Below are 23,031 nucleotides of genomic sequence, written 5' to 3' on the forward strand. Positions count from 1 at the left end.
TTCCATCCCCGGATCGGCTCGCCGAGACGATGAGATGCAATGGAGTTCGTGATGACCGCAGATGCCGATGACTTGGACTACGGCTCAATCAGCGTTCTTCTGGGCGCCCTGCACGCCCGCAAGATCTCGGCGTCGGAGCTGCTCGCGCATACGATCGCGCGCATCGAGGCCCTGGACGGCAAGATCAATGCCGTCATCGTGCGCGATTTCGATCGCGCAAAGGACGCCGCGCGCGCTGCCGACGCCGCGCTTGGCCGCGGCGAGCGCCAGCCATTGCTCGGCATCCCCGTGACCTTGAAAGAACCGTTCAACGTCGCCGGCCTGCCGACCACGTGGGGCTTTCCACATTTCAGGGATTTCAAGCCGGAGGAAGATGCCCTCGTCGTCTCGCGGTTGAAGGCGGCGGGCGCGATCATCATCGGCAAGACCAATATCCCGATCGGGCTGCGGGATTTCCAGAGCTACAACGACATCCACGGGACGACGAACAACCCGTGGGACCTCGGCCGGTCGCCCGGTGGCTCCTCGGGCGGATGCGGAGCGGCGCTGGCCGCGGGGTTCGGTCCGCTCTCGATCGGCTCGGATATCGGCGGATCGATCCGGGTCCCCTCGCATTTCTGCGGTGTGTTCGGACACAAGCCGAGCCTCGGCCTGGTCCCGCTGCGCGGATACAGCCTGCCGCCGGCGCCGCCCGTCCCCGGCCAGGGCGATCTGGCTGTCGTTGGACCGATGGCGCGTACTGCCTCCGACCTTGCGCTGGCGCTCGACGTGATTGCCGGACCCGACGAGACGCGCGACGGGATCGGCTATCGCCTTGCGCTGCCGGCGCCGCGACATGACCAGCTGAAGAATTTCAGGATCCTCGTGATCGATACCCATCCGCTGATGCCGACGGGCGACGCGGTGCGTTCCGCGATCGGACGGCTGGCGAAACGGCTCGAACGATCCGGCGCGGGGGTCGCGCGCGCGAGCACGTCGTTGCCCGATCTCGCAGAATCCGCGCGGCTCTACATGAAGCTGCTCAACGCCGCGCGAAGTCCGCGCCTGACACCGGCCGCCCTCGCGGAGGCGCAAGGACTTGCCGCCGCACTCTCGCCGGACGACCGCAGCCTGCAGGCCGAGCGCGCCCGCGGCTGGGGCATGATCCATCGTGAGTGGCTGGCGACCGATGCGGCCCGCCTGCAGTTGCAGCAGCGGTGGCAGCTCTTCTTCCGCGAGTTCGACGCGGTGATCTACCCGACGGCCGCCGTGCCGGCCTTTCCGCACGACCAGTCCGAACCGTTCGACGCTCGGCAGCTCGACATCGATGGAAAGCTCTACAACTACTCCGATGCGTGCTTCATCTGGGCTGATCCCGCATCGACCTGCGGCCTGCCGGCGACCGCCGTTCCGATCGAGCGCACGGCGACGGGCTTGCCAATCGGCGTCCAGATCATCGGGCCTTACCTCGAGGACCGCACGACGATTGCGCTGGCCGGGCTGATCGAGCGCGAGTTCGGCGGCTTCGTCCCGCCGCCGTCGCTCCCTGCCATGTAGTCCACGAGATGACAGAAGCCGGCGACGCTGGCAGCCGTCACGTTCTCCCGGCCGATTGCGCCTCGACCGCCTGCACGGCCACGCTCGCCACCTGCCGCAGCGCTTCGCGATCTGCGCCCGAAGACGCCATCACGCCCATGCCGACGGAGACCGCAGAGACGTAGCGCGCGAGCGCGGCGGGATCAGAGCTCGACTTGAGATCACCTTCCGCCTTGGCGCGAACAAAACGGTCGCGGAGCTGATCTTCGTTCTGAGCGCGGCGGGCGGCGAGTTCGAAGGGGACATTCTCGGAGCCGCTGCCGCAGGCGATGCCGCCCTGCACGAGCAGGCATCCGGGCGGATTGGCGGGATCGGTCTGCTTGTCGGCGATGCCCATCAGCATCCGCTCGGCGACCTCGCGGGCGGTTGGCGCCGAGACCACGCCGTCCATCCAGACGTTACGCAGCTTGGTGTAGCGGTCGAGCGCGGCCTTCAGCAGGCCTTCCTTGTTGCCGAAACAGGCGTAGAGGCTGGGCGGATTGATGCCCATGGCTTCGGTGAGCTGCGCGATGGTGGCGCCCTCATAGCCGTGGCGCCAGAACACTTCCATCGCTTGGTCCAACGCCGTTTCGGCGTCGAATTCCCGGGGGCGTCCCATGCCCATGTGCCTGTCTCCTCGGAATTCACGTTCTGCGTGAAGCTTAACGTCAAATCCTATCTATTTGTTCTAGCTTTATTTTCTCTTCCGCCTTCCAATGCTTGCGGTAAGTGGCTACAATTTTCTTAGCAAACGGTACATAAGTATCTTGCGCTGCGGTATCCAGCTCCACATCTGTAGTGAACACTACATATCTGGAGCGCGCAAATGCCCCCCTCCCAAAATACCTCTCGCCCTGGCCGTATCCGCCGCCTTCTCGGCGGCGCCGCCATCGTGGGCGCCCTCGCCGTGGCCGGTTCGATCGCGACCGGCCATTACTTTCGTGCTGCGCAGGCGACCGCAACGGCTGCCGCGGCCGAGCAGGCCGTCTCCGTCACGGTCGCGATGATCGAGCCACGGCCGACCGTGCTGTGGGATGATTTCTCCGGCCGGCTCGAGGCCATCCAACGCGTCGAGCTTCGTCCGCGCGTGGCCGGTGCGATCCTGTCGACCAACTTCACCGAAGGCGCGCTGGTGAAAGCCGGCGACGTGCTGTTCAAGATCGATCCGGCGCCCTACGCGGCCGAGGTCGACAAGGCCAACGCCCAGCTCGAGGCGGCGAAGGCGCGCGTGGTGTTCACCCAGAGCGAGCTCGAGCGCGGTGCGCAGCTCGTCGGCAATGCGGTCGTCACGCGGCGCGACTACGACCAGCGCGACAACGCCAATCGCGAGGCCATCGCCAACGTCAAGGCGGCCGAAGCGACGCTGCAGACCGCGAAGCTCAATCTCGATTACACCGAAGTGCGCGCGCCCGTGGACGGCCGCGTCGGCAAGATCGAGGTCACCGTCGGCAATCTCGTTGCCGCCGGCACCGCCTCCCCGGTGCTGACCTCGCTGGTTTCCGTCAATCCGATCTACGCGTCCTTCGATGCGGATGAAGAGGTCGTGCTGCATGCGCTGAACTCGATCGCGGACGCCTCCGGCAAGCGCGGCAATCTCGACCAGATCCCGGTGGAGATGGCGACCTCAGGCGGCCTTTCGGCGAAAGGCCATATCCAGCTCATCGACAACCAGGTCAACGGCCAGAGCGGCACCATCCGTGTCCGCGCGGTGTTCAGGAACGAGGACGGGCGTCTGATCCCCGGCCAGTTCGCCCGCGTGCGCATGGGCCAGCCGAAGCAGCAGACGCTGGTGATGATCGACGAGCGCGCGATCGGCACCGACCAGGACAAGAAGTTCGTGATGGCGGTCGGTGACGACAGCCGCGCGGTCTACCGTCCGATCACGCTCGGTGGTGCGGTCGACGGCTTGCGCATCGTCACCGCGGGCCTGAAGCCCGGCGACCGCATCGTCGTCAACGGCCTGCAGCGCGTGCGTCCCGGCGCCCTCCTCAAGACGGAGGTCGCGGCGATGAGCGCGCGGGGGCAGCAAGCGGCATCCAACCACAGCAACCAGGACGTGGTGCAACGTTAATCACCGTCATTCCGGGGCGCGACGAAGTCGCGAACCCGGAATCTCGAAGTTACGAAACTCCGAGCACATCACTTCCGGATTCCGGGTTCGCGCTTCGCGCGCCCCGGAATGACGGTGGAGCTGTCCGGAGAGCCGCAAGATATTGCCCAGGGGCAAAGCCATGAATCTCTCAAAATTCTTCATCGATCGTCCGATTTTTGCCGGTGTGCTGTCGGTCCTGATTTTCCTCGCAGGGCTCATCTCGCTGTTCGCGATGCCGATCTCGGAATACCCGGACGTGGTGCCGCCCTCCGTCCTCGTGCGCGCGACCTATCCCGGCGCCAATCCGAAGGTGATCGCGGAGACGGTGGCGACGCCGATCGAGGAGCAGATCAACGGCGTCGAAGGCATGCTCTACATGTCGAGCCAGGCGACCACCGACGGCGCGATGACGCTGACGGTGACGTTCCGCCTCGGCACCGACCCCGACAAGGCGACGCAGCTGGTGCAGAACCGCGTGCAGCAGGCCGAGCCGCGCCTGCCGGCCGTGGTGCGCCAGCTCGGCATCATCACCAAGAAGTCCTCGCCCGACCTCACCATGGTGGTGCATCTCTTGTCGCCCAACGGCCGCTACGACATGACGTATTTGCGCAACTATGCGGTGCTCAACGTCAAGGACCGGCTGGCGCGGATCGACGGCGTCGGTGACGTCCAGCTGTATGGTGCCGGCGACTATTCGATGCGGGTCTGGGTCGACCCGCAGAAGGCGGCCGAACACGGGCTGACCGCGAGCGACATCGTCAAATCGATCCAGGCGCAGAACGTCGAGGCCGCCGCCGGTGTGGTCGGCTCCTCCCCGAACGTCAAAGGCATCGACCTGCAACTGTCCGTCAATGCGGAAGGGCGGCTCGCGAACGAGGAGCAGTTCGGCGACATCGTGGTCAAAACCGGCGCGCGCGGTGAAGTGGTGCGGTTGCGCGACGTCGCGCGCATCGAGCTAGGGGCGTCCGAATACGGCCTGCGCTCGCTGCTCGACAACAAGCAGGCGGTGGCGATCCCGATCTTCCAGGCGCCCGGCTCCAATGCGCTGCAGATTTCCGACCACGTCCGCGCCACCATGGCCGAGATCAAGAAGAACATGCCCGAGGGCGTGTCCTACCAGATCGTCTACGATCCGACCCAGTTCGTGCGCTCCTCGATCGAGGCGGTGATCCACACGCTGCTGGAGGCAATCGCGCTGGTGGTGCTGGTCGTGATCCTGTTCCTGCAGACCTGGCGCGCCTCGATCATTCCGCTGCTGGCGGTGCCCGTGTCGATCGTCGGCACCTTTGCCGTGATGCACGTGTTCGGCTTCTCCATCAACGCGCTCAGCCTGTTCGGCCTGGTGCTCGCGATCGGCATCGTCGTCGATGACGCCATCGTCGTGGTCGAGAACGTCGAGCGCAACATCGAGGCCGGGCTGTCGCCGCGCGATGCGACCTATCAGGCGATGCGCGAGGTCTCCGGCCCGATCATCGCGATCGCCATGGTGCTGATCGCGGTGTTCGTGCCTCTCGCCTTCATCTCCGGCCTGACCGGGCAGTTCTACAAGCAGTTCGCGTTGACGATCGCGATCTCGACCGTGATTTCCGCCGTCAACTCGCTGACGCTGTCCCCGGCGTTGTCGGCACTGCTGCTCAAGGGCCACAATGAGCCGAAGGACCGGCTGACGATCATCATGGAAAAGGGCCTTGGCTGGTTCTTCCGCGGTTTCAACCGGGCCTTCACGCGTTCATCCGAGAATTACAGCGGCACCGTCACCAAGGTGATCTCCGGCAAGGCCGCGGTGATGGGTCTTTACGTCGTGCTGGTCGGCCTCACCGCCTTCCTGTTCCAGCAGGTGCCGAGCGGCTTCGTGCCGGGCCAGGACAAGCAATATCTGGTCGGCTTCTCGCGGCTGCCCGACGGGGCAACGCTCGACCGCACCGAAGAGGTGATCCGCAAGATGAGCGACGTCGCGCTGACCCAGCCAGGCGTCGAGAGCTCTGTCGCCTTCCCGGGCCTGTCGATCTCAGGCTTCACCAACTCGTCCAATGCCGGCATCGTGTTCTCGACGCTGAAGCCGTTCGACGAGCGCAAGGGTGCAGCCCTGAGCGGCAATGCCATCGCGGCCGAGCTGAACAAGAAATACGCCGGCATCCAGGAAGCCTTCATCGCCATGTTCCCGCCGCCGCCGGTCAACGGCCTCGGCACCATCGGCGGCTTCAAGCTGCAGATCGAGGATCGCGCCGGCCTCGGCTATGAGGCGCTGAACGAGGCGACCAAAGCGTTCATGGCGGCGATGCAGAAGGCGCCGGAGATCGCCGGCGTGTTCTCGAGCTTCCAGGTCAACGTGCCCCAGCTCTTCGCCGACATCGACCGCACCAAGGCGCTCCAGCTCGGGGTGCCCGTGACGGAGGTGTTCAACACTCTCCAGATCTACCTCGGCTCCTACTACGTCAACGACTTCAACAAGTTTGGCCGCACCTATTCCGTCCGCGTCCAGGCCGACGCGCCGTTCCGCGCCCGGGCCGACGACATCCGGCAGCTCAAGGTGCGCTCGTCCTCCGGCGACATGGTGCCGTTGTCCGCACTGCTCAAGATCCGCCAGAGTGCGGGTCCGGAGCGCGCGATCCGCTACAACGGCTTCCTGTCGTCCGACATCAACGCGGCGGCCGCGCCCGGCTTTTCATCGGGCCAGGCGCAGGAAGTCGCGACGCGGATCGCAGCGGAAGTGCTGCCGCCCGGCTTTGCCTTCGAATGGACCGACCTGACCTATCAGGAGTTCATCGCCGGCAATTCCGGAATCTGGGTGTTCCCGCTGGCGATCCTGCTGGTGTTCCTGGTGCTGGCCGCGCTCTACGAGAGCCTGACCCTGCCGCTCTCGATCATCATGATCGTGCCGATGGGTCTGCTCGCGGCGATGTTCGGGGTCTGGCTCTCGAAGGGCGACAACAACGTCTTCACCCAGATCGGCCTCATCGTTCTCGTCGGGCTCTCGGCCAAGAACGCGATCCTGATCGTCGAATTCGCGCGCGAGCTCGAATTCGCCGGGCGCACCCCGATCCGCGCCGCGATCGAGGCGAGCCGGCTGCGGCTCCGTCCGATCCTGATGACGTCGATGGCGTTCATCATGGGCGTCCTGCCGCTGGTGCTCTCGACCGGCGCAGGCTCAGAGATGCGACGCGCGATGGGTGTCGCGGTGTTCTCCGGCATGATCGGCGTCACCGTGTTCGGCCTGTTCCTGACGCCGGTGTTCTACGTGCTGCTGCGGACCGTCACCGGCATGAAGCCGCTGACGCACCACGGCAGCGACATCAGCGCCGCGCCGGTCCAGGGACTCACGCACTAGATCAGTGATATCCCCGACACCAGCAGCAGAACGAGCACGGTCTTGCGAAAGACCGTCTCGTTGACGCGGTGAAAGGCGATCACGCCGAGCGCGGAGCCGGCGAACAGCGCCGGCAGGCTGACCGCGAGATCGACGAAGACCTTTGACGACAGGTCCTGGTGTCCGACCAGCAGCGCGATGGCGAAGACCTGCATCGCCGCGATGAACGGCTGCACCAGGCCACGCTGCTCGCTCTTGGGCATGCCGCGCATGTCGCACCAGATCGTCGGGATCGCGCCCGGCATGGCCGTCAGCCCGCCGACCAACCCTCCCCCGAAGCCGATCAGCGCCACCCAGTGCCGGCCGACGGCCTCGCCGGCCGTCACCAGCGTCGGCCGCAGCAGCATGTAGGCGGCATAGAGCGCGACGATGACGCCGAAGCCGCGCCTGAGCAGATGCGTATCGGTGGACTGCAACAGCGACACAGCGATGGGAACGCCGATCAATCCGCCGACGATCAGCAGCAGACTGCCTTCCCAGCGGATGCTGCGCCGAAGCGCCCACAGATTGGTCGCCTGCACGCCGATGCTGCACGCCATCATCAGCGGCACGGCCTCCAGCGGCTGAAACACCCGGAGCAGGATGGCGCCGGCTACGGCCGAGAATGCGAATCCCGACAGCCCCGAAACGAAGGCGCCGGCGAATACGGCAACGCTGAGCAGAGCCAGTGTCGTGACATCAGGCACGGACCGTCCTCCGGTCAATCGTAGGGAATTTGCGAGACGGCAGCGTCGACGTTTTCCGAGCAAACTTGCGGTTCGCGCGGAAACGACACATGCATCGCGTTCGCGTGAGAGCGTTCCAGCATCGCAAGGCCAACCAGTTGAAGCGTGACGAGTGCCACGGTCGCGGCGATTGCGACGATGTTGACGTTACGCACGCTCGAACGTGGGGTCGCCGGCGGCGCGCTCGCGCGCATCAGATCCGTGGGCATTGTCTGCAATATCCTCTTTGTTGCTGACCGGAATGATTTCATTCAAAGGCAATGGGTCGTGCGGCTGCTCCAGCAGATGGCGATAGCGCAGCAACGCGCGCCGCGCGTCGATCGCGCGCTGCGCGCGGAACGCCGCGCCCATACGCGCGACGATGTCGCGGAACTTGCGAGCCAAAACCGGTGACGTCGTTCGCATGACAATCTCCTTTCGACCTACACCAGAGATTGACGGGATTCACTTCCGCTCGCTGTGAGTTGCTTCACAAAAACACGAACGCGTCGAACAAGAGATCGTGTGACATCTCCTAGAGGGGCACGCGGCAAATCGCGTCATTCGATCGAATGACCCGCGATAACTTTCTAATGATGTGTCTGTTTGAACCTATGGCGGGCTGCAGCGACGCCGCCCGCGACGCGAATGCGCGTCAGTGCACGAGCGGATTGGAAAATCCCGCCACGAGCTTGACGAGATCCGCCTGACGAGAAACGCCGGTCTTGGCGAAGACGCGATGCAGATGCGTCTTCACCGTCGTCTCTGCGATGCCGAGCGCAATCGCCGTCTCCGGCACGCCGCCGACCTCGACGATCGACTGCAAGACCCTCAATTCCGCCGGCGTGAGGTCGAACGTGCGGTCGACGAGGCCGGCACACGAGCGGCCGTCGAGTTCCGCCTTCCAGACGAACAGGGCTCCGACGGCCGGCGTGCGCTCCGTCGCGCCATCACGCAGCAACGACGGCAGCGCGATGACGTTCGCGATATAGTAGGAACCGCCATCGGATCTCAGCGGGATTTTTCGACCGGCCGCCGCAGCTACGGCAACCTCGCCGGAGTCGCGGAAGATATCGCGCAGGGCCAGATTTGCCTCGGCGGATCGCGCCACGAGCCGGCCCGAGACCGACCGCAGGACGTCAGCCGCGGCCAGAATGGCTTCCGCGGCAGGATTGCTGTGGACGATATTGCAGGCGGCATCGAGCAGGATGACGCCGGCACTGAGCCGGTCCACGACATCGGCCAGCGCGATCGCTCGCTGCTGCTTTCGCTCGATCGCCCGGTTGATCAGCAGCGCCCGGCTGGCGTGCGCGACCAGCGACTGCATGCGCGCGCGCTGCTCCGCATTGAGCATCTCCCTGCCCGGGATCACCGTCAGCAACATCGGACACGGCGACTTCGACTGCTCCAGCACCACGTTCGCCACGTCGACATAGCCCTGTGGACGCAGCCATTCCTGATAGAAGCGGCCGCGGCGATATTCCTCGAAATTCACGAGATCCGGGATGTTGCGCACCTCGCCGTACCGGGGGAGCCTGGCGAGAGGATCGTAGCGGGCGTAGGTCTCGGAATAGAGCTGGATGTAGTGCGGATCGACCCCGCAATAGAAATGCGTCGCGCCGGACTTGCTGACCGGATCCTTCGAAATCAGGCCGCAGGCCTGGCTGCCGATGAACGCATTAACCATGACGACGACGTCGCTCCACAACTCAGGGTGGAGACCCGCGTCATATATACTCTCGATCAACTCGTCATGTTTGGGAGGTCGGGGCATTGGAAGAGCCAGTGGTCAAACATCGAGACTGTGGAATGTTCTTCGTGCCCGGCGGCTTAGTTGAGTCTGTCACGGGACCAAAAGGTTCAACTCCGATCGTGATTTCACCGATCAGTTGACGAGCGGATTCGAGAATCCAGCAACGGGCAGCTTACGAGGTCCGTGCATGGCAATGAATGGCATGAGTGATCAATATCACCAAGCGTACCACAACCGCGGCACGCGGCATCCTCCGATCGGAGGATGCGCCGGCCGGGCGGATGGAGCCCGGCCGGCGGGCGTCGCGTTCAAGCCGCCGGGGCTAATGCCGGCTCAGAACGCGACGCGAACGCCGCCCCTCGCGGTGCCAGTGCGCCTCTGGTCGGACATCATCATGCCCTCGACCGCGCCGAACACGGACACGTTGCGGCTGGTACGGTAGTCGAAGCCGAAGCCGGCGACGGCACCACCGTGCTGCGGCTACCGGGCGTCACGAAAGAGAAGTTCTGGCCGAGCAGCACCGTGCTGATGGTGGTGTCGCCGACGCGCTGGAGCGCGATGACGCCGCAATGGATGTTGGCCTTGAGCTCGCCGCCGGCGAGGCTGGTCACGCAGGACAGATCGACCTCGCCGCGCTCCTCGAAATCCTGCAGCGTGCGGCCGCCGACCGAGAGGCCTTGCGCCGAGCCGGTCTCGCTGTAGCCATCGAACCGGCCCGCGACGTAGCGCAGCCGCGCCGTCGGCGTCAGCAGATCGCCGTTGCCGTCACATTCATTTCCAGTCCCTCGGTCGCCGCCATCTCGCCCCACCGGCGCACAGGCACGTTGTCGGCAGCCCCCTCCAAACGGAGGAGGCTGCCGCTGCGAATTGGATTCGCTGAGCGCTAAAGCAGAAATGTCCGTCGTATTCGACTTGGACGGAGGCGACCGGGTCGCGGCTCAGAACGAACCGAGCGCGCTTCGCCCGGAACTGGTGCAGAGTTGTGACACCGCCTGCGCGGCTTACACCTGGTCCCAGCCCGCCCTCTCCGCGCTCTCGGCCCAGACCGCGGCGCGATAGATCTCGCGCCCGCTGTTGTCCCTGACGCGGATCCAGGCGTCGCGATCGCGCAGGTCGTCGCGCCAGACGAAAAGATGCCGCGCCATCTCGTCAGCCACCACGATGGTCGTCTTGGCATGTTCGAACACCATGCCGCCCGGGTCGATCTTCACGATATTGCCGACCAGGAGGTCGAAGAAGAAACGGTGCATTCAACACTCCGGCTTCAGGCGCCGTTTCCGCACGCAACGCTGCGTCATGATCTACTAAATCCGGTCGGGGTGCGTTACAGCGCTTCGCCGCTCCTGACGTCGCTCGGCGTCGCGCCATAGGCCCGCCGGAAGCAGCGGTTGAAATAAGAGAGATCTCCGAAACCGACATCGTAGGCAATCGAACTCACCGGCCGCTCGGCGAAGTCAGGCTCGCGCAGCATGCGATGGGCACGCTTGAGGCGTTGCTCGGTGAGGAAGGACGAAAAGGTCTTGCCGTCGGCCTCGAACAGCCGCTGGAGATAGCGCGGGGTCACGCCGAGCTCTTGGGCAACATTTGCCACCGAGATATCCTGCTGCCAGCAATTGTTGACGATGAGGAATTTCGCCTTCTGGAGTCGCGCCGCCTTGATGCCGCGCCGTCCGGTCGATTCCCGGGCGTGATCCGTGGCGCCGAGAACGAGCGCCAGGAGATCATGCAGATGCGCGACGCCGAGCTGCCGCATCGCAGGCACCGCCAGCACCTTTTCGTGCACCAGCGCGATCGCGTAGTCGACGAGCAGCCGTAGCCCGGTGGTGCTCTCCGGGATGACGCGCATCACCGCATCGTCGACATCCACGATCATCGGGGCCAGCACGCGTCTCGGCACGCGCAGCGAGAAGCCGCTTCCGAGCGAGAGGCGCTCGAAGATCGTGACGTCCTCCGCGCTGGTCAGGACCGCCTCTCCCGCCCGAAGCCTCAAATCGTGTCCTCGCTCGGATATACCGAGAACGCCCGACCTGTTCACGATCAGGGCGAGACTGTCGTCGCCATCTGCAACCAGATGCTTCGTGCGAACGACCCGCGCTCCGCACAATCCGCCGATCAGCAACTGGGCTTCCGGCAAGACGTGGGACGTGAAGCTCGCCGCGGCCGGCTTTCCTTCCCTTACCTCGACTTCCGCCTTCAGCACGCCGCGGCAGTAGAATTCGCGCAGGAGCGGTACGCGCTCGTCTTCGGGAATGTGGTCCGTTGAAACATTGAAAATTGAAAATTCATCCTTGCCGCTCACTGCAATCTCTCCAACCAACGAGCAGGCCCGGCCACGCGCTGTCGTCTCCCCGCACGCGCGTTCGGTGCCGGTGCGCAATGTTCCGTGGCGCACGCTGCCCTTCTCATTTCAAGTGGCGGCCATATACGAAAGTATCAAATGATACGCGTCATACGTTCGGAGGACACACGCACCTTGCTCATCACAATGGATTGAGATTGCGCGAACTCATGATCCGCGATGTGAATTGGATCACACCGCATCGCCGGCGCCGGTCTGCCGCCCAAACGGTGCCGCAAATCCGGCGGCGATCTTGACGAGGTCGGCCTGCCTGCCGGCGCCCGTCTTTTCGAACAGCCGGCTGAGATGCGTCTTCACCGTCGTCTCGGCGATACCGAGCTTGGCCGCAATGTCGGGAACCCCGCCGATCTCGACGATCGCCATCAGCACGCGCAATTCGGACGGCGTCAGCCTGAACGCCACTGCGATCGCATCGGGCACGAGCGATGACACCATCGTGGCCCTTTGAACGAAGAGCACGGTGGCAGCTCCGTCACGCGGCAGATGGCGCTCCCGCCTCAGCGGAACGGCATGGAGCAGATAATGATGTCCGTCGGACGATGTCACGAGCTCGACCTGACGGCGACCGTTTGAATGAGTTCCTGCATCCGCGGAAAATTCGAACAGGCCGCGGAATATTTTGTCAGCCTGGGTGTTGCGGCCAACTATTCTGTCGCCGACCATTGCGAGGAGATTGGCGTCGACGAAGAGCTGACGGCACGACGCGTTGGCATGGACGACTCTCCCTTCTGCGTCGAGCAGGCAGATCGCCGTGCTCAGTCCGTCCAGGACATCGGCAAGATCGTCCACGGTATGCGAGCGCGCCCTGATCTGGCGACCCATGACCCGCGACCGCTGGATGTGAGGCGCGAGCAGGCGCATACGCTCGCGCATCGCGTCGTCGACGGTCCCGCGGGACCGGTGACGCAGCACCTGCAAGATCGTGGTGCGCGCGACCGTTTTCTCGAGCGTCACGGTTGCGAGGTCTATCGCTCCCTGCGGCTCCACCCACTCTCGGTAGAAGCTGCTTGCCTCGAAGTCGGACTGGGGCATGATGTCGGCCACGCCGACCGTCTGGCCCGCGGCGAAGTCGAGATGGCGGTCGAGCAAGGGATCAAGTTCGACATATCTGTCGCGATAGAGCTGACGGAACCGAGTGTCTGTGCCAAAATGCTCGTGGATCTCGATCGAGAGCCTGGCTGCATCCCTGGACAGGATGGTCGCGGCACATCCACCGACGAAATTCGAAACCTGCTCCAAGGCGGCGCTCCGCAGCGCGGGATTGGCCGCTGCATCATAGATCTCGCCGACGAGCGACGAGAACCGGTTTGCCTGGAGGATCGTCATCGGATGGACGATGGGGTCTGCGTGTTGCCCCGGTGGCGAGGGGGACGAGCGCGTCGGGAACTGAGGGAGGCAGGCCGGCCGATCGCCGCCTTGGACGGAGAAAAAATGCGACAGCGCAATGCTGGAATATCGAACATCATCCTTGCGTAACGTCAACCGCAGGATGCGGCTTGGACGTTTCCGCCAAAGACTAGGATTAATGCGAACAGCGACCGGACAGTGTGCGAAGAGTCACGCGCCCGCTCGCGGCGATCGCCTGCTGTCGCCTGCCTGCCTTGCGGACCGGCCTCTGCGACTTACTTCCGGTTCTCCTCGCAGAATTTCAGCGCGGCGAGCGCCTCGCCGGCGCGCGGGATCTGCATCTCGATGCTGTCCTCGTCATCGTCCTCGAAATCGAGCGTGAGACGCCTGGCCTTCGAGAGGCGATCCATGATCGCCTGGTCGAACTCGAAGATGCCGCGCACGGTGGTCTTGTCCATCACCTCCCACTTCGCCTTCTTCATGATATCGGCGTCATCGGTGGCGACGTCGGCCCGGAGGATCTCGCCGACCTTGTCCCACTCCCAGCCGTCGTAGATCATCACGATCACGATGGCCTTGTCGGAATAGGTGATGACGATGACGTAGTCGCGGTTCTCGTCCTCCTTGTCCTTGTAGCCGCGGCTCGCATTGCAATGCGTATCCTGCGTACGCTTCTCGATGGTCCAGTCGCCGACCTTGGATTGTTGCGCCAGCGCGGGCCTCGAGCTCAAGGCGGCTGCGCTCAAGGCGCCTGCGAGCATTCCGGCGGCGAGAAGGAATCGTCTCATGTCGGCCTCCAGCGTGTTCCCGAGGCCGAGATGACCACCTCTGCCGACGACCCGCAAGGGCTTCAGGCCGCGGGCAAGGCCAGCGGCAGGCGGCTTGCGTCCTAGGCTCGCCGCGGCACGATCGCGATCGGGGTGAAGGTGTAAACCTCCTCGCCGTTCTGGTTGAACATCGTCCATTTCACCAGCGCGATGCCCTGCGGCTTCGACTTCGACGGCGTCAGGCTCATCACTTCGCCGACCAGATGCAGGCGGTCATTGGGCCGCACCGGAATGGTCCAGCGCAGCCCGTCGACGCCCGCGCCGATCAGCGGATGCGGACCGAAGGGCCGGGTCTGGATCGCGAGGTTCATGGCAATCGCGGCGGTGTGCCATCCTGATGCAGCGAGCCCATTGAACAGGGTCCCCTTGGCGGCCTCGTGGTCGAGGTGCATCGGCTGCGGATCGAACTCGGCCGCGAAGCGCTTGATGTCGGCTTCGGTGACCTCGACCTCCGGCGATTTGAACCGCATCCCGATGCTGAGATCGTCGAACCACTCGACCTGCGCCATGATTTTGCCTCGCAAAGCAGGACCGCCCGCGAAGACGCGCGGCCCGAAGGAATTGAACTAAAAGCGCGATGTAGCGGGCCTGCCGCGCACAAACCAGCCCAGGGTTCCCCGCGAAACCCCTTTTCCGGAGCGACGAAACACGCCTGAAACAGATGGCCGGTTATCTGGTTGTCAAAATCATACAGGGACGGCCACCATGCAATTCCTTCTCAATCTGATCCTGGACTATTCCTGCTGCCAAAATCTCGTCGCCCAGCCGCCGCGGGAGGATGAGCTATGATCGAGCTGATCTCCGCCCTCCTCGCCCTTTGCAGCATCGGCGTCTTCGCGGCGCATGCGCTGGATGCCTATCGCACCACGCACTCCTGAGCGCCCTGCGCTAGAACGGCCGCCGGTAAAAATGCTCCGAATGCGTTGCCGGCGGAAACCTGTTGGCGAGCGCCAGCGCTGACTTTTCATCCGTCTCGAGCGCGATCTTCTGCGCGAGCATCACGTCGCCGGGCACGAGGAAGCCTGTCGGGACGAAGCACCATCCCATCGTTGCCATGCCGGCGTCGTCGATTTCGTGGACGTTGGCGGCCGTGCCGTAGTGGATGCGATACCTCTTGCCGGTATCGCAGCCGATCACGTCGAAATACCGGTGCTGCTCGAACTGGGCGCGCTGCGCCGGTGACAGCCAATCGGCCAGAAGCCGACGGCCGCGCGCATCCGGCGTGTTCTCGCCGAAGAAGCGACGGTAGAGTTCGCGCAGCGCATGCAAACGAGCACGCGCTGGCGCGCGGAACCGGAGTGCCGCGAACATGGGCAGCTCAGATCAACCGCCGACCAAGCGGGGATAGAACAGCGTTTCCTGCGCGGTCGGGTCGAACGATTTGATACGGGTCACTTCGCCGGGCCCGGTACGGAAGGCGGCGGTGAAGCCGGCTCCGGTCAGCTCCCGAAAGCGCTGTTCGGCCCGCGCCAGCGCTTCGGCATTGCCAGGATCAAACTCGTGGCGTGTGTCGCCAGTCTGGTCCATCACGATCTGGGTTGCCATGTTGAGTCTCCTCATGCCCAGCCCTGAATCTGATCAAAGCAAACCTCATGCCGTCAGTTCCTGATAGCAACAACTTTCTCGCGCCGGCGCATCACGCCTTGCTGAGCAAGAGCGTTTTCGAGCGAAGTGGATGCCGGTTCGCGTCAAGAAAACGCATCAAAACAAGCATCGAGAGCCCCGTTTGAAACGGGGCTCCCGTCAGCGCGAGGCGGCCGTTCCGCCCTCGTCGATCTGTCGTCCCATCAACGCAATTGCCTTCTGATAGACGCCGGCCGCATTCCAGGCCTCGATCGCGGCGAAATTCGGCTCGCCCGGCTGGTAACCGGCTCCCGCACGCCAGCCATGGGCCTTCAGGAAATTCGCGGTCGAGTTCAACGCATTGGCGGCAACCTCGAGATTGCCGGTGCCATAGGCCAGGATGTTCTTGGGCATGAACTGGGTCTGGCCGACCTCGCCGTGCATGGAGCCGCGGGTCGCGCCCGACAGGGTGCCGCGGTCGATCAGCTTCAGCGCGGCATAGAGCTGGTCGGTGAAGAACTCGGGGCGACGGCAGTCATAAGCAAGGGTCGCGATCGACGACAGCATGTTCTGGTTGCCGCGCTGGCTGCCGAAGCCGGTCTCCATGCCCCAGATCGCGATCAGCGGCCCGGGCGGAACGCCGTAGCGCTGCTGGATCGAGGCGAACAAGGCCGCCTGCGACTGCTTGAGCTGGCGCCCCTTGGCGACGATGGTGGTGGCACCGCGCTTGGCCAGGAACTGGTCGAGCGACAGCGAGAAGCTGCGCTGGCCGCGGTCGGCTGCGATGGTCGCGCTGGCGTAGTTCGTCTGCATCAGGGCCGAGATCGCGGTCGGGCCAATGCCCTTGCCCTGCGCCTCTGCGCTGAATTCGCGCTTCCAGCCTTCGAACCCGGCCGGCGAGCTGCCGCATTGCGCGGCGTTGGCCACAGGCAGAGAGAGAAGCAGCGCGGCCGCGCCAATCACCGCCGTCGCGACTATCCTGCCCTTGATCATTGCTCGTTCCTCTCCTTAGGGCGCGACCGGCTCGCGCGCGCGCATGATCCTACGTCGGTTGCGATCGCTCAAGTCCCGACAGGACCAATCGATCCAAGCAAAGCTCTTGACACCGGCAAGTCGCGACGTCCGCAAGTCACCCAGCCTCCGCTCCCAGCAGGAAATCCACCATGATGCTCTGGTGCTGCTGGTACATGTCGGTACCGGTCCCGGTGACACAGCCGATCTTGCGAGCCGCGGCGATGAAGGGGGAGACTTGGGGCCTGGTGATGACGCAGCCGCAATAGGCGGCTGGCGCAAGGCGCGCGACGTCGACCGGCAGCGGGTCGCCGTCCTTCATCCCGGCGGGCGTCGCATTGGCGACGAAGTCGAAGCCGGCGGGGTCCATGGTGCCGGTCCGCACCGGCGCTTTGCCGAGCCCATTGAGCCGGCCGATCAGCGCGTCGCGGCGCTCGGCCATGCTGTCGTGAATGGCGAGCTCACCGACGCCGGCCTCGACCAGCGCGAGCGCGATCGCCGAGCCGGCGCCGCCGGCGCCGACCAGAAGGGCGCGCATGCCGCCGGGATCGATCCCCTTTGCCCGCGCTGCGCCGACGAAGCCGAGGCCATCCACCATATCGCCATGCCATGAGCCGTCGGCGCGCCGGCGCATCAGGTTCACGGTGCGCAGGAAGTGCGCCCGATCGGTCGCACTCGTGCAGGCCTGGTAGCAGGCAAATTTGTGCGGGATGGTAACGACGATGCCGTCGAGATTTTTCAATCGCGCCGCCACCGAGAGGAAGTCGGGCAAATCCCCCGGGGCGACCTGAACGGGCACGAGAATACCGTCGTGCCCCCGTGCGGCGAAGGCGGCTGACACGCCCGCGGGCGAGCGCACCTGCGCGATGGGATCACCGACGATGACGTGGAGCCGCGTGGCGCCTGACGGGGCCGGGATCATGCCGCTCAAGCCGGAGCCGGGGTGCCGCCCGCCTCCGCGGCCGTCCCGTAGGTCAATTCCAGTCCATCCAGGTTGCCCTCCTTGCGCCACTTGTCGAGCAGCCGCAGGAACGCCACCGGCCCGCGCCAATATTGGCTGTTTCTTGCCGCGATCGGATCGAACACGCCCTCGTTGTTGTAATAGCCAGGCGTGCATTCGGCCAAGTAAGTCTGACGGCCGAGCGCGGCTTTCACGACCTCCTCGACCCAGGCGTTCTCGGCAGCGAGCGTCGGCTCCAGCGTTCTGGCGCCGCGCTTGCGCGCCTGATCGATCACATAGGCGATGTGCTGCGACTGCTCGTCGATGATGTGCGGGAAGTTGGCGCTCTGGCCGGCCTGCACCGTGACGATCAGGAAGCAGTTCGGGAAGCCGCGGCTGTAGAAGCCGTGCATCGTCCTGACGCCGTCGCGCCAGCGCTCGGACAGGCTCATGCCGTCGCGGCCATAGACCTCGAAGCCCATGCGGCGGGCGTAATCGGTGCCGACCTCGAAGCCGCTGGCATAGATCAGGCAGTCGAGCTCATAGGCCTTGCCATCGACGATCACGGCATTCTCCGTGATGCGCTCGACGCCCTGCCCCTTGGTATCGACGAGATGCACGTTGGGGCGATTGAAGGTGTCGAGATATTCGTCGTGGAAGCACGGCCGCTTGCAGAACGCCTTGTACCAGGGCTTGAGCGCTGAAGCGGCCGCCTCGTCCTTCACCACCGCATCGACGCGCGCGCGGATCTCCTCCATCTTGCGGTAGTCGGCCTGCTCGATAACCTTCAACGCCTCCTCCAGCGAGGTCACCGGCTGCGGCTGGCGGCGCGGCGCGAGCAGGATCTCGCCAAGCAGGCCGGTCCAGCCATCCTGGACCAGATCCTGCTCGAACGGCTCGCCCGAGATCACCGCGGTGAAATTGTCCATGCGCTCGCGCTGCCAGCCGGGCCTGAGGCTCTCCGCCCAGGTCTGATCCGTCGGCCGGTCGTCGCGCACGCCGATCGCCGACGGCGTGCGCTGGAAGACATAGAGCTCCTTCGCCGAGCGGCCGAGATGCGGCACGCATTGCACGGCGGTGGCGCCGGTGCCGATGATGCCGACGCGCTTGTCGGCAAGGCCGGCGAGACCGCCTTCAGCCGTACCGCCGGTGTAGGCGTAGTCCCAGCGGCTGGTGTGAAAGCTGTGTCCCCCAAAGCTCTCGATGCCGGGAATGCCCGGCAGCTTCGGCCGGCTCAGCGGGCCGCCGGCCAGAATGACGAACCGCGCGCGGATGCGATCGCCGCGATCGGTCTCGACCAGCCAGCGCGCCTCCTGCTCCCGCCATTCCATGCGCGAGATGACGGTCTGAAACAGCGCGCGCTCGTACAGGCCGAAGTGGCGGCCGATGCGGCGGGAGTGTTCGTAAATCTCCGGCGCCCGCGCATATTTGCGCACCGGCATGTAGCCGGTCTCCTCCAGCAGCGGCAGATAGATGTAGCTCTCGGTATCGCAGGCCGCACCAGGGTAGCGATTCCAGTACCAGGTGCCGCCGAAGTCGGCGGCCTTTTCCACGATACGAAAATCCGCGATGCCGGCCTCGCGCAGGCGCGCGCCGCAGAGCAGACCGCCAAAGCCGCCGCCGACGATGAGCACTTCGGTCGCTTCGCTAACGGCCTCGCGCGCAAATCCGGGATCGGCCCAGGGATCGTCGAGATAGCGGCCGAAATCGCCTGATACCTCGACATATTGCGCCTTGCCCTCGGCGCGCAGACGGCGATCGCGCTCGTCGCGATAGCGCGCGCGAAGTGCGGAAAGATCGACCGTAGGTGCGCCGGCTGCGCCGGTCTTGTGTCTTTCCGCTGACATCCATTTCCTCCACGACAGACGCTGCTTCGCCGGCAGCTCTCCTCACGTTAGCCTTGAAAAAGTGACGCATGCAATCACGTCTGCCGTTTTTTGCGTGAACGGCGCGTGACGTTCCGGTAACCTCGCGCGCAAATCACAAGCGCCATGCAACGACATGGCGATCCGGAGGAAATGATGCAGGGATTGATGATGGACATGCCGCTCCTGATCAGCGGCCTGATCCAGTACGCCGCCGACTATCACGGCGAGGCGGAGATCGTCGCGCGCCAGATCGAGGGCGACATCCATCGCTACACCTATGCGGACGCTCATCCACGCATCAAGCGCATGGCGCTGGCCTTGAAGCGTCTCGGCATGCAGCAAGGCGACCGCGTCGGCACGCTGGCCTGGAATACCCACCGCCATTTCGAGATGTTCTATGCCGCGCCGGGCATGGGCTATGTGCTGCACACCGTCAATCCGCGCCTGTTTCCCGAGCAGCTCGTCTACATCATCAACCACGCCGAAGACCGCCTGCTGTTCGTCGACCGCGCCACGCTGCCCATCGTCGAGGCGATCGCGCCGCAATTGAAGACGATCGAGGCTTACGTCGTGATGTCCTCGCGCGAGCGGATGCCGGAGACGAAGCTTGTAAACGTCCATTGCTACGAGGAGCTTCTCGGACGAGAGAACGACACCGGCTTCACCTGGCCGGAGTTCGACGAAAAATCCGCCTCCACCATCTGCTACACCTCGGGGACGACGGGAAATCCCAAGGGCGTGATCTATTCGCACCGCGCCGCGATCCTGCAGACTATGACCTGCTGCAATTTCGACTTCCTTCCGGGACACATCGAAGGGGTACGCGAGGTGATGATGCCGATGGCGCCGCTGTTCCACGGCAATGGCTGGAATATGCCGTTCACCGCGCCCTATACCGGCTCGAAGCTGGTGCTGCCCGGCCGCAACTATGAGCCCGACAAGCTGTATGAGCTGCTCGAAGGCGAGAAGGTGACGCTGTCGGCGGGGGTGCCGAGCTTCTGGCTGATCCTGCTCGACTGGCTCGGCCGCACCGGCAACAGATTCTCCACCCTGCGTGCAACGCTGTCGTCGGGCTCGGCCCCGCCGCGCGCCATGGTCGAGAAGCTGAAGCGCGACTACAACATCGACTACATCCAGGCCTGGGGCATGACCGAGGCTCTGGGCTGCTCGATGCCGGGCCTGCGTCCCGGCTCGGAGCACCTCAGCGACAAGGAGAAGTTCGACCGCCGACAGGTCTCGGGCCGGGCCTGTTTCGGCACCGCCTTGCGCATCGTCGACGACGGCGGCGTTGAGCTGCCGCGCGACGGCAAGACCGTCGGCCACCTGCGCGCCCGTGGTCCCTGGGTCGCCTCGGGCTATATGAAGCTCGACGAAGGCCTCGACCGCGACGGCTGGCTGATCACCGGCGACATGGCCGTGATCGACCCGCAGGGCCACGTCACGCTGACCGACCGCTCCAAGGACGTGATCAAGTCCGGCGGCGAGTGGATCTCCTCGATCCAGCTCGAGGACGTCGCCTTGTCTCATCCCGACGTGCTGCAAGCTGCCGTGGTCGCGATTGCGCATGAGAAGTGGCAGGAGCGCCCCCTGCTCCTCGTGGTTCGCAAGAAGGGCGCGACCGTTGACGGCAAGGCGCTGCTCGACCACATGCGCCCGAAGATCGCGAGCTGGTGGATGCCTGACGCCGTCGAGTTTCTGGACGAATTCCCGATGACCGGCACCGGAAAGGTGCTCAAATCGGCGTTGCGCGAGAAGTTCAGGGAATACCGCGTCGCTTGAAGCGGCACGCGATCACGCTGAAGTCCGCGCCGTCCATCGATCAAGGAGACGTAAGATGCTTTACCCGATGTCGCCCAAAGTCGTCGAGCTCAAGCGCAAGCTCGAAAGCTTCATGGACCGGCACATCTATCCCAATGAGGAACGGTTCTACCGCGAGGCCGAGGAGCTCGGGCCCTGGAAGGTCTATCCCGTCGTCGAAGAACTGAAGCCGCTCGCGCGCGCGGAAGGCCTCTGGAACCTGTTCCTGCCGGAATCGAGCCACGGCGCGGGCCTCACCAATCTCGAATATGCCCCGCTCTGCGAAGTGATGGGCCGCTCGCATCTTGCGCCCGAAGTGTTCAACTGCTCGGCGCCCGACACCGGCAACATGGAGGTGCTGGAGCGCTACGGCACGAAAGAGGACAAGGAGCGCTGGCTGAAGCCGCTGCTCGCGGGTGATATCCGCTCCTGCTTCGCCATGACCGAGCCTGCGGTCGCCTCGTCCGACGCGACCAACATCGAGAGCTCGATCGTGCGCGACGGCGACCATTACGTCATCAACGGGCGCAAATGGTACACCACCAACGCGACCGACCCGCGCTGCAAGATCTGCATCTTCATGGGCAAGACCGATCCTGACAATCCGGACCGCCACAAGCAGCAATCCATGATCCTGGTGCCGATGGATACATCAGGCATCGAGGTGAAGCGTCCCCTCCCCGTGTTCGGCTTCTACGGCGTACCCGACCGCGCCTCCGAAGTCGTCTTCACCAATGTGCGCGTCCCGAAGGAGAACATGCTGCTCGGCGAAGGCCGCGGCTTCGAGATCGCGCAGGGGCGCCTCGGCCCCGGCCGCATCCACCACTGCATGCGCCTGATTGGCCTTGCCGAGCGCACGCTGGAAAAGATGTGCCGCCGCGTGCGCAGCCGCGTCGCCTTCGGCAAGCCGGTCTCCGAGCAGACGGTGACGCAGGAGCGCATCGCGGAAGCCCGCATCATGATCGAGCAGGCCCGGCTGCTGACGCTGAACGCCGCCTACGCCATGGACACGGTCGGCAACAAGGTGGCGAAAAGCGAGATCGCGATGATCAAGGTCGCCGTGCCCAACATGGCCTGCCAGGTCATCGACTGGGCGATCCAGGCCCATGGCGGCGGCGGCACCTCGAACGATTTCGGCCTGACTCAGGCCTATGCCACCGCACGTTTGCTGCGCCTTGCTGACGGCCCGGACGAGGTACACCGGAACCAGATCGCACGGTTCGAGCTGAAGAAGTATTCAAATGCCTGAGGAGACGTTGGCCTCAGCAAGCATCGAAGCCAACGCATTGAGATCGGAGTCTAATCGAAGCTTGGCGGCTCATCGATGGATACCGGCACATTCTTCTGCTTCGTAATTGCTTCGAGCATTGCGTTGAAGATTATGATCGGCAGGTAAAACATAAGCATGATCGTATTCCTCCTGCTGTGACAACCTTGGCTCGCGGGGCCAAGTTCCTCAAATTGACACTCGCTGGCCGCGGAACATTCTCTTGGCTTACTTGACTACCGATGAAACCGGGTCTCAAAGAGTATCAGGAACGCATCGCGTCAATCGCATGAGCGATCAACACCATTGCGCTCGCAGCGATGATAAGCACAAGCAACCAACTCACGTCCGCCTCCAACGCTGGAAGTGAACGCGCTCATCCATGCACAGTCAAAAACCATCAGTCTGGAACCGCTATTCAGCGGCTCGCTGATGTTTCGCGGCAACAAGAACATCCGCAGTCGGCCCTATCGGCAGAATGCCAAAAGGAGCAACGCGCCGACGACGCAGGCTGCTAGGACTAAAAACCAAACGCCCATACGCTCCCCCGACTCACACACGCGAATCAGGATTAGCCCTACG

General features: G+C 64.4%; 21 protein-coding genes. 5 read left to right on the top strand and 16 right to left on the bottom strand.

Annotated features, from left to right (window positions below; all coding sequences use genetic code 11):
• The first annotated feature begins 51 nt into the window (after window positions 1–51).
• Window positions 52–1,536: an amidase gene (locus AB5K84_RS27750; RefSeq protein ID WP_236842237.1), complete on the top strand. Its 1,485-nt coding sequence runs from the start codon at window positions 52–54 to the stop codon at window positions 1,534–1,536.
• Window positions 1,537–1,573: 37 nt separating this feature from the next.
• On the opposite strand, the gene AB5K84_RS27755 is transcribed toward AB5K84_RS27750, so the two are convergent.
• The gene (locus AB5K84_RS27755; protein WP_038966275.1) at window positions 1,574–2,179 is read right to left on the bottom strand and encodes a TetR/AcrR family transcriptional regulator; all 606 of its coding nucleotides are present in this window, start codon (window positions 2,177–2,179) and stop codon (window positions 1,574–1,576) included.
• Between the two features lie 201 nt (window positions 2,180–2,380).
• Here AB5K84_RS27755 and AB5K84_RS27760 point away from each other — a divergent pair, with 201 nt between their 5' ends.
• Window positions 2,381–3,625 carry an efflux RND transporter periplasmic adaptor subunit gene (locus AB5K84_RS27760; RefSeq protein WP_011086651.1) on the top strand — a complete coding sequence of 415 codons (1,245 nt, stop codon included), beginning with the start codon at window positions 2,381–2,383 and terminating at the stop codon, window positions 3,623–3,625.
• Between the two features lie 160 nt (window positions 3,626–3,785).
• Complete coding sequence (locus AB5K84_RS27765; RefSeq protein ID WP_011086650.1) at window positions 3,786–6,974, top strand: efflux RND transporter permease subunit; 3,189 nt, start codon at window positions 3,786–3,788, stop codon at window positions 6,972–6,974.
• On the opposite strand, the gene AB5K84_RS27770 is transcribed toward AB5K84_RS27765, so the two are convergent.
• The 15 genes from AB5K84_RS27770 to AB5K84_RS27840 form a co-directional block, all read right to left on the bottom strand.
• Complete coding sequence (locus AB5K84_RS27770; RefSeq protein ID WP_011086649.1) at window positions 6,971–7,699, bottom strand: sulfite exporter TauE/SafE family protein; 729 nt, start codon at window positions 7,697–7,699, stop codon at window positions 6,971–6,973. The two genes, AB5K84_RS27765 and AB5K84_RS27770, sit on opposite strands and share 4 nt — an antisense overlap.
• A 14-nt stretch (window positions 7,700–7,713) precedes the next feature.
• A complete protein-coding gene (locus AB5K84_RS27775; protein WP_244944546.1) occupies window positions 7,714–7,893 on the bottom strand; it encodes a hypothetical protein in 180 nt (59 codons plus the stop codon).
• A complete protein-coding gene (locus AB5K84_RS27780) occupies window positions 7,886–8,143 on the bottom strand; it encodes a hypothetical protein (protein ID WP_038966271.1) in 258 nt (85 codons plus the stop codon). The genes AB5K84_RS27775 and AB5K84_RS27780 overlap by 8 nt, the downstream gene beginning before the upstream one ends.
• 229 nt (window positions 8,144–8,372) lie before the next feature.
• Window positions 8,373–9,491, bottom strand: a complete 1,119-nt coding sequence (locus tag AB5K84_RS27785; protein WP_011086647.1) for a helix-turn-helix transcriptional regulator — start codon at window positions 9,489–9,491, stop codon at window positions 8,373–8,375.
• Window positions 9,492–9,862: 371 nt separating this feature from the next.
• On the bottom strand, window positions 9,863–10,279 hold the full coding sequence (locus AB5K84_RS27790) for an autotransporter domain-containing protein (RefSeq protein WP_011086646.1): 417 nt from the start codon (window positions 10,277–10,279) through the stop codon (window positions 9,863–9,865).
• Window positions 10,280–10,471: 192 nt separating this feature from the next.
• On the bottom strand, window positions 10,472–10,720 hold the full coding sequence (locus AB5K84_RS27795; protein WP_038966270.1) for a DUF6894 family protein: 249 nt from the start codon (window positions 10,718–10,720) through the stop codon (window positions 10,472–10,474).
• A gap of 74 nt (window positions 10,721–10,794) precedes the next feature.
• Window positions 10,795–11,769: a helix-turn-helix transcriptional regulator gene (locus AB5K84_RS27800; RefSeq protein ID WP_038966269.1), complete on the bottom strand. Its 975-nt coding sequence runs from the start codon at window positions 11,767–11,769 to the stop codon at window positions 10,795–10,797.
• A gap of 231 nt (window positions 11,770–12,000) precedes the next feature.
• Window positions 12,001–13,155 (bottom strand): helix-turn-helix transcriptional regulator, encoded by a 1,155-nt coding sequence (locus tag AB5K84_RS27805; RefSeq protein ID WP_011086644.1) that lies wholly within the window; start codon window positions 13,153–13,155, stop codon window positions 12,001–12,003.
• Between the two features lie 296 nt (window positions 13,156–13,451).
• A complete protein-coding gene (locus AB5K84_RS27810) occupies window positions 13,452–13,964 on the bottom strand; it encodes a hypothetical protein (RefSeq protein WP_011086643.1) in 513 nt (170 codons plus the stop codon).
• 101 nt (window positions 13,965–14,065) lie between these two features.
• Window positions 14,066–14,512: a MaoC family dehydratase gene (locus tag AB5K84_RS27815; RefSeq protein WP_011086642.1), complete on the bottom strand. Its 447-nt coding sequence runs from the start codon at window positions 14,510–14,512 to the stop codon at window positions 14,066–14,068.
• A gap of 379 nt (window positions 14,513–14,891) precedes the next feature.
• Window positions 14,892–15,314, bottom strand: a complete 423-nt coding sequence (locus tag AB5K84_RS27820) for a hypothetical protein (protein ID WP_011086641.1) — start codon at window positions 15,312–15,314, stop codon at window positions 14,892–14,894.
• 12 nt (window positions 15,315–15,326) lie between these two features.
• Window positions 15,327–15,548: a hypothetical protein gene (locus AB5K84_RS27825; RefSeq protein ID WP_008137329.1), complete on the bottom strand. Its 222-nt coding sequence runs from the start codon at window positions 15,546–15,548 to the stop codon at window positions 15,327–15,329.
• Between the two features lie 198 nt (window positions 15,549–15,746).
• On the bottom strand, window positions 15,747–16,559 hold the full coding sequence (locus AB5K84_RS27830; RefSeq protein WP_011086640.1) for a lytic murein transglycosylase: 813 nt from the start codon (window positions 16,557–16,559) through the stop codon (window positions 15,747–15,749).
• Window positions 16,560–16,695: 136 nt separating this feature from the next.
• On the bottom strand, window positions 16,696–17,499 hold the full coding sequence (locus tag AB5K84_RS27835; RefSeq protein ID WP_011086639.1) for a shikimate dehydrogenase family protein: 804 nt from the start codon (window positions 17,497–17,499) through the stop codon (window positions 16,696–16,698).
• A gap of 5 nt (window positions 17,500–17,504) precedes the next feature.
• Window positions 17,505–19,364 (bottom strand): flavin-containing monooxygenase, encoded by a 1,860-nt coding sequence (locus AB5K84_RS27840; RefSeq protein WP_011086638.1) that lies wholly within the window; start codon window positions 19,362–19,364, stop codon window positions 17,505–17,507.
• 174 nt (window positions 19,365–19,538) lie between these two features.
• Between AB5K84_RS27840 and AB5K84_RS27845 the strand changes: the two genes are divergently transcribed.
• Together AB5K84_RS27845 and AB5K84_RS27850 are read left to right on the top strand one after the other, a co-directional pair.
• A complete protein-coding gene (locus AB5K84_RS27845; RefSeq protein ID WP_011086637.1) occupies window positions 19,539–21,164 on the top strand; it encodes a long-chain fatty acid--CoA ligase in 1,626 nt (541 codons plus the stop codon).
• Between the two features lie 55 nt (window positions 21,165–21,219).
• Entirely contained in the window at window positions 21,220–22,431 is a 1,212-nt protein-coding gene (locus tag AB5K84_RS27850) for an acyl-CoA dehydrogenase family protein (protein WP_011086636.1), read from the top strand.
• Window positions 22,432–23,031 lie beyond the last annotated feature (600 nt).

Origin of the sequence: Bradyrhizobium sp. 1200_D9_N1_1, from assembly GCF_052075915.1 — a bacterium.
Lineage (GTDB): Bacteria > Pseudomonadota > Alphaproteobacteria > Rhizobiales > Xanthobacteraceae > Bradyrhizobium > Bradyrhizobium diazoefficiens.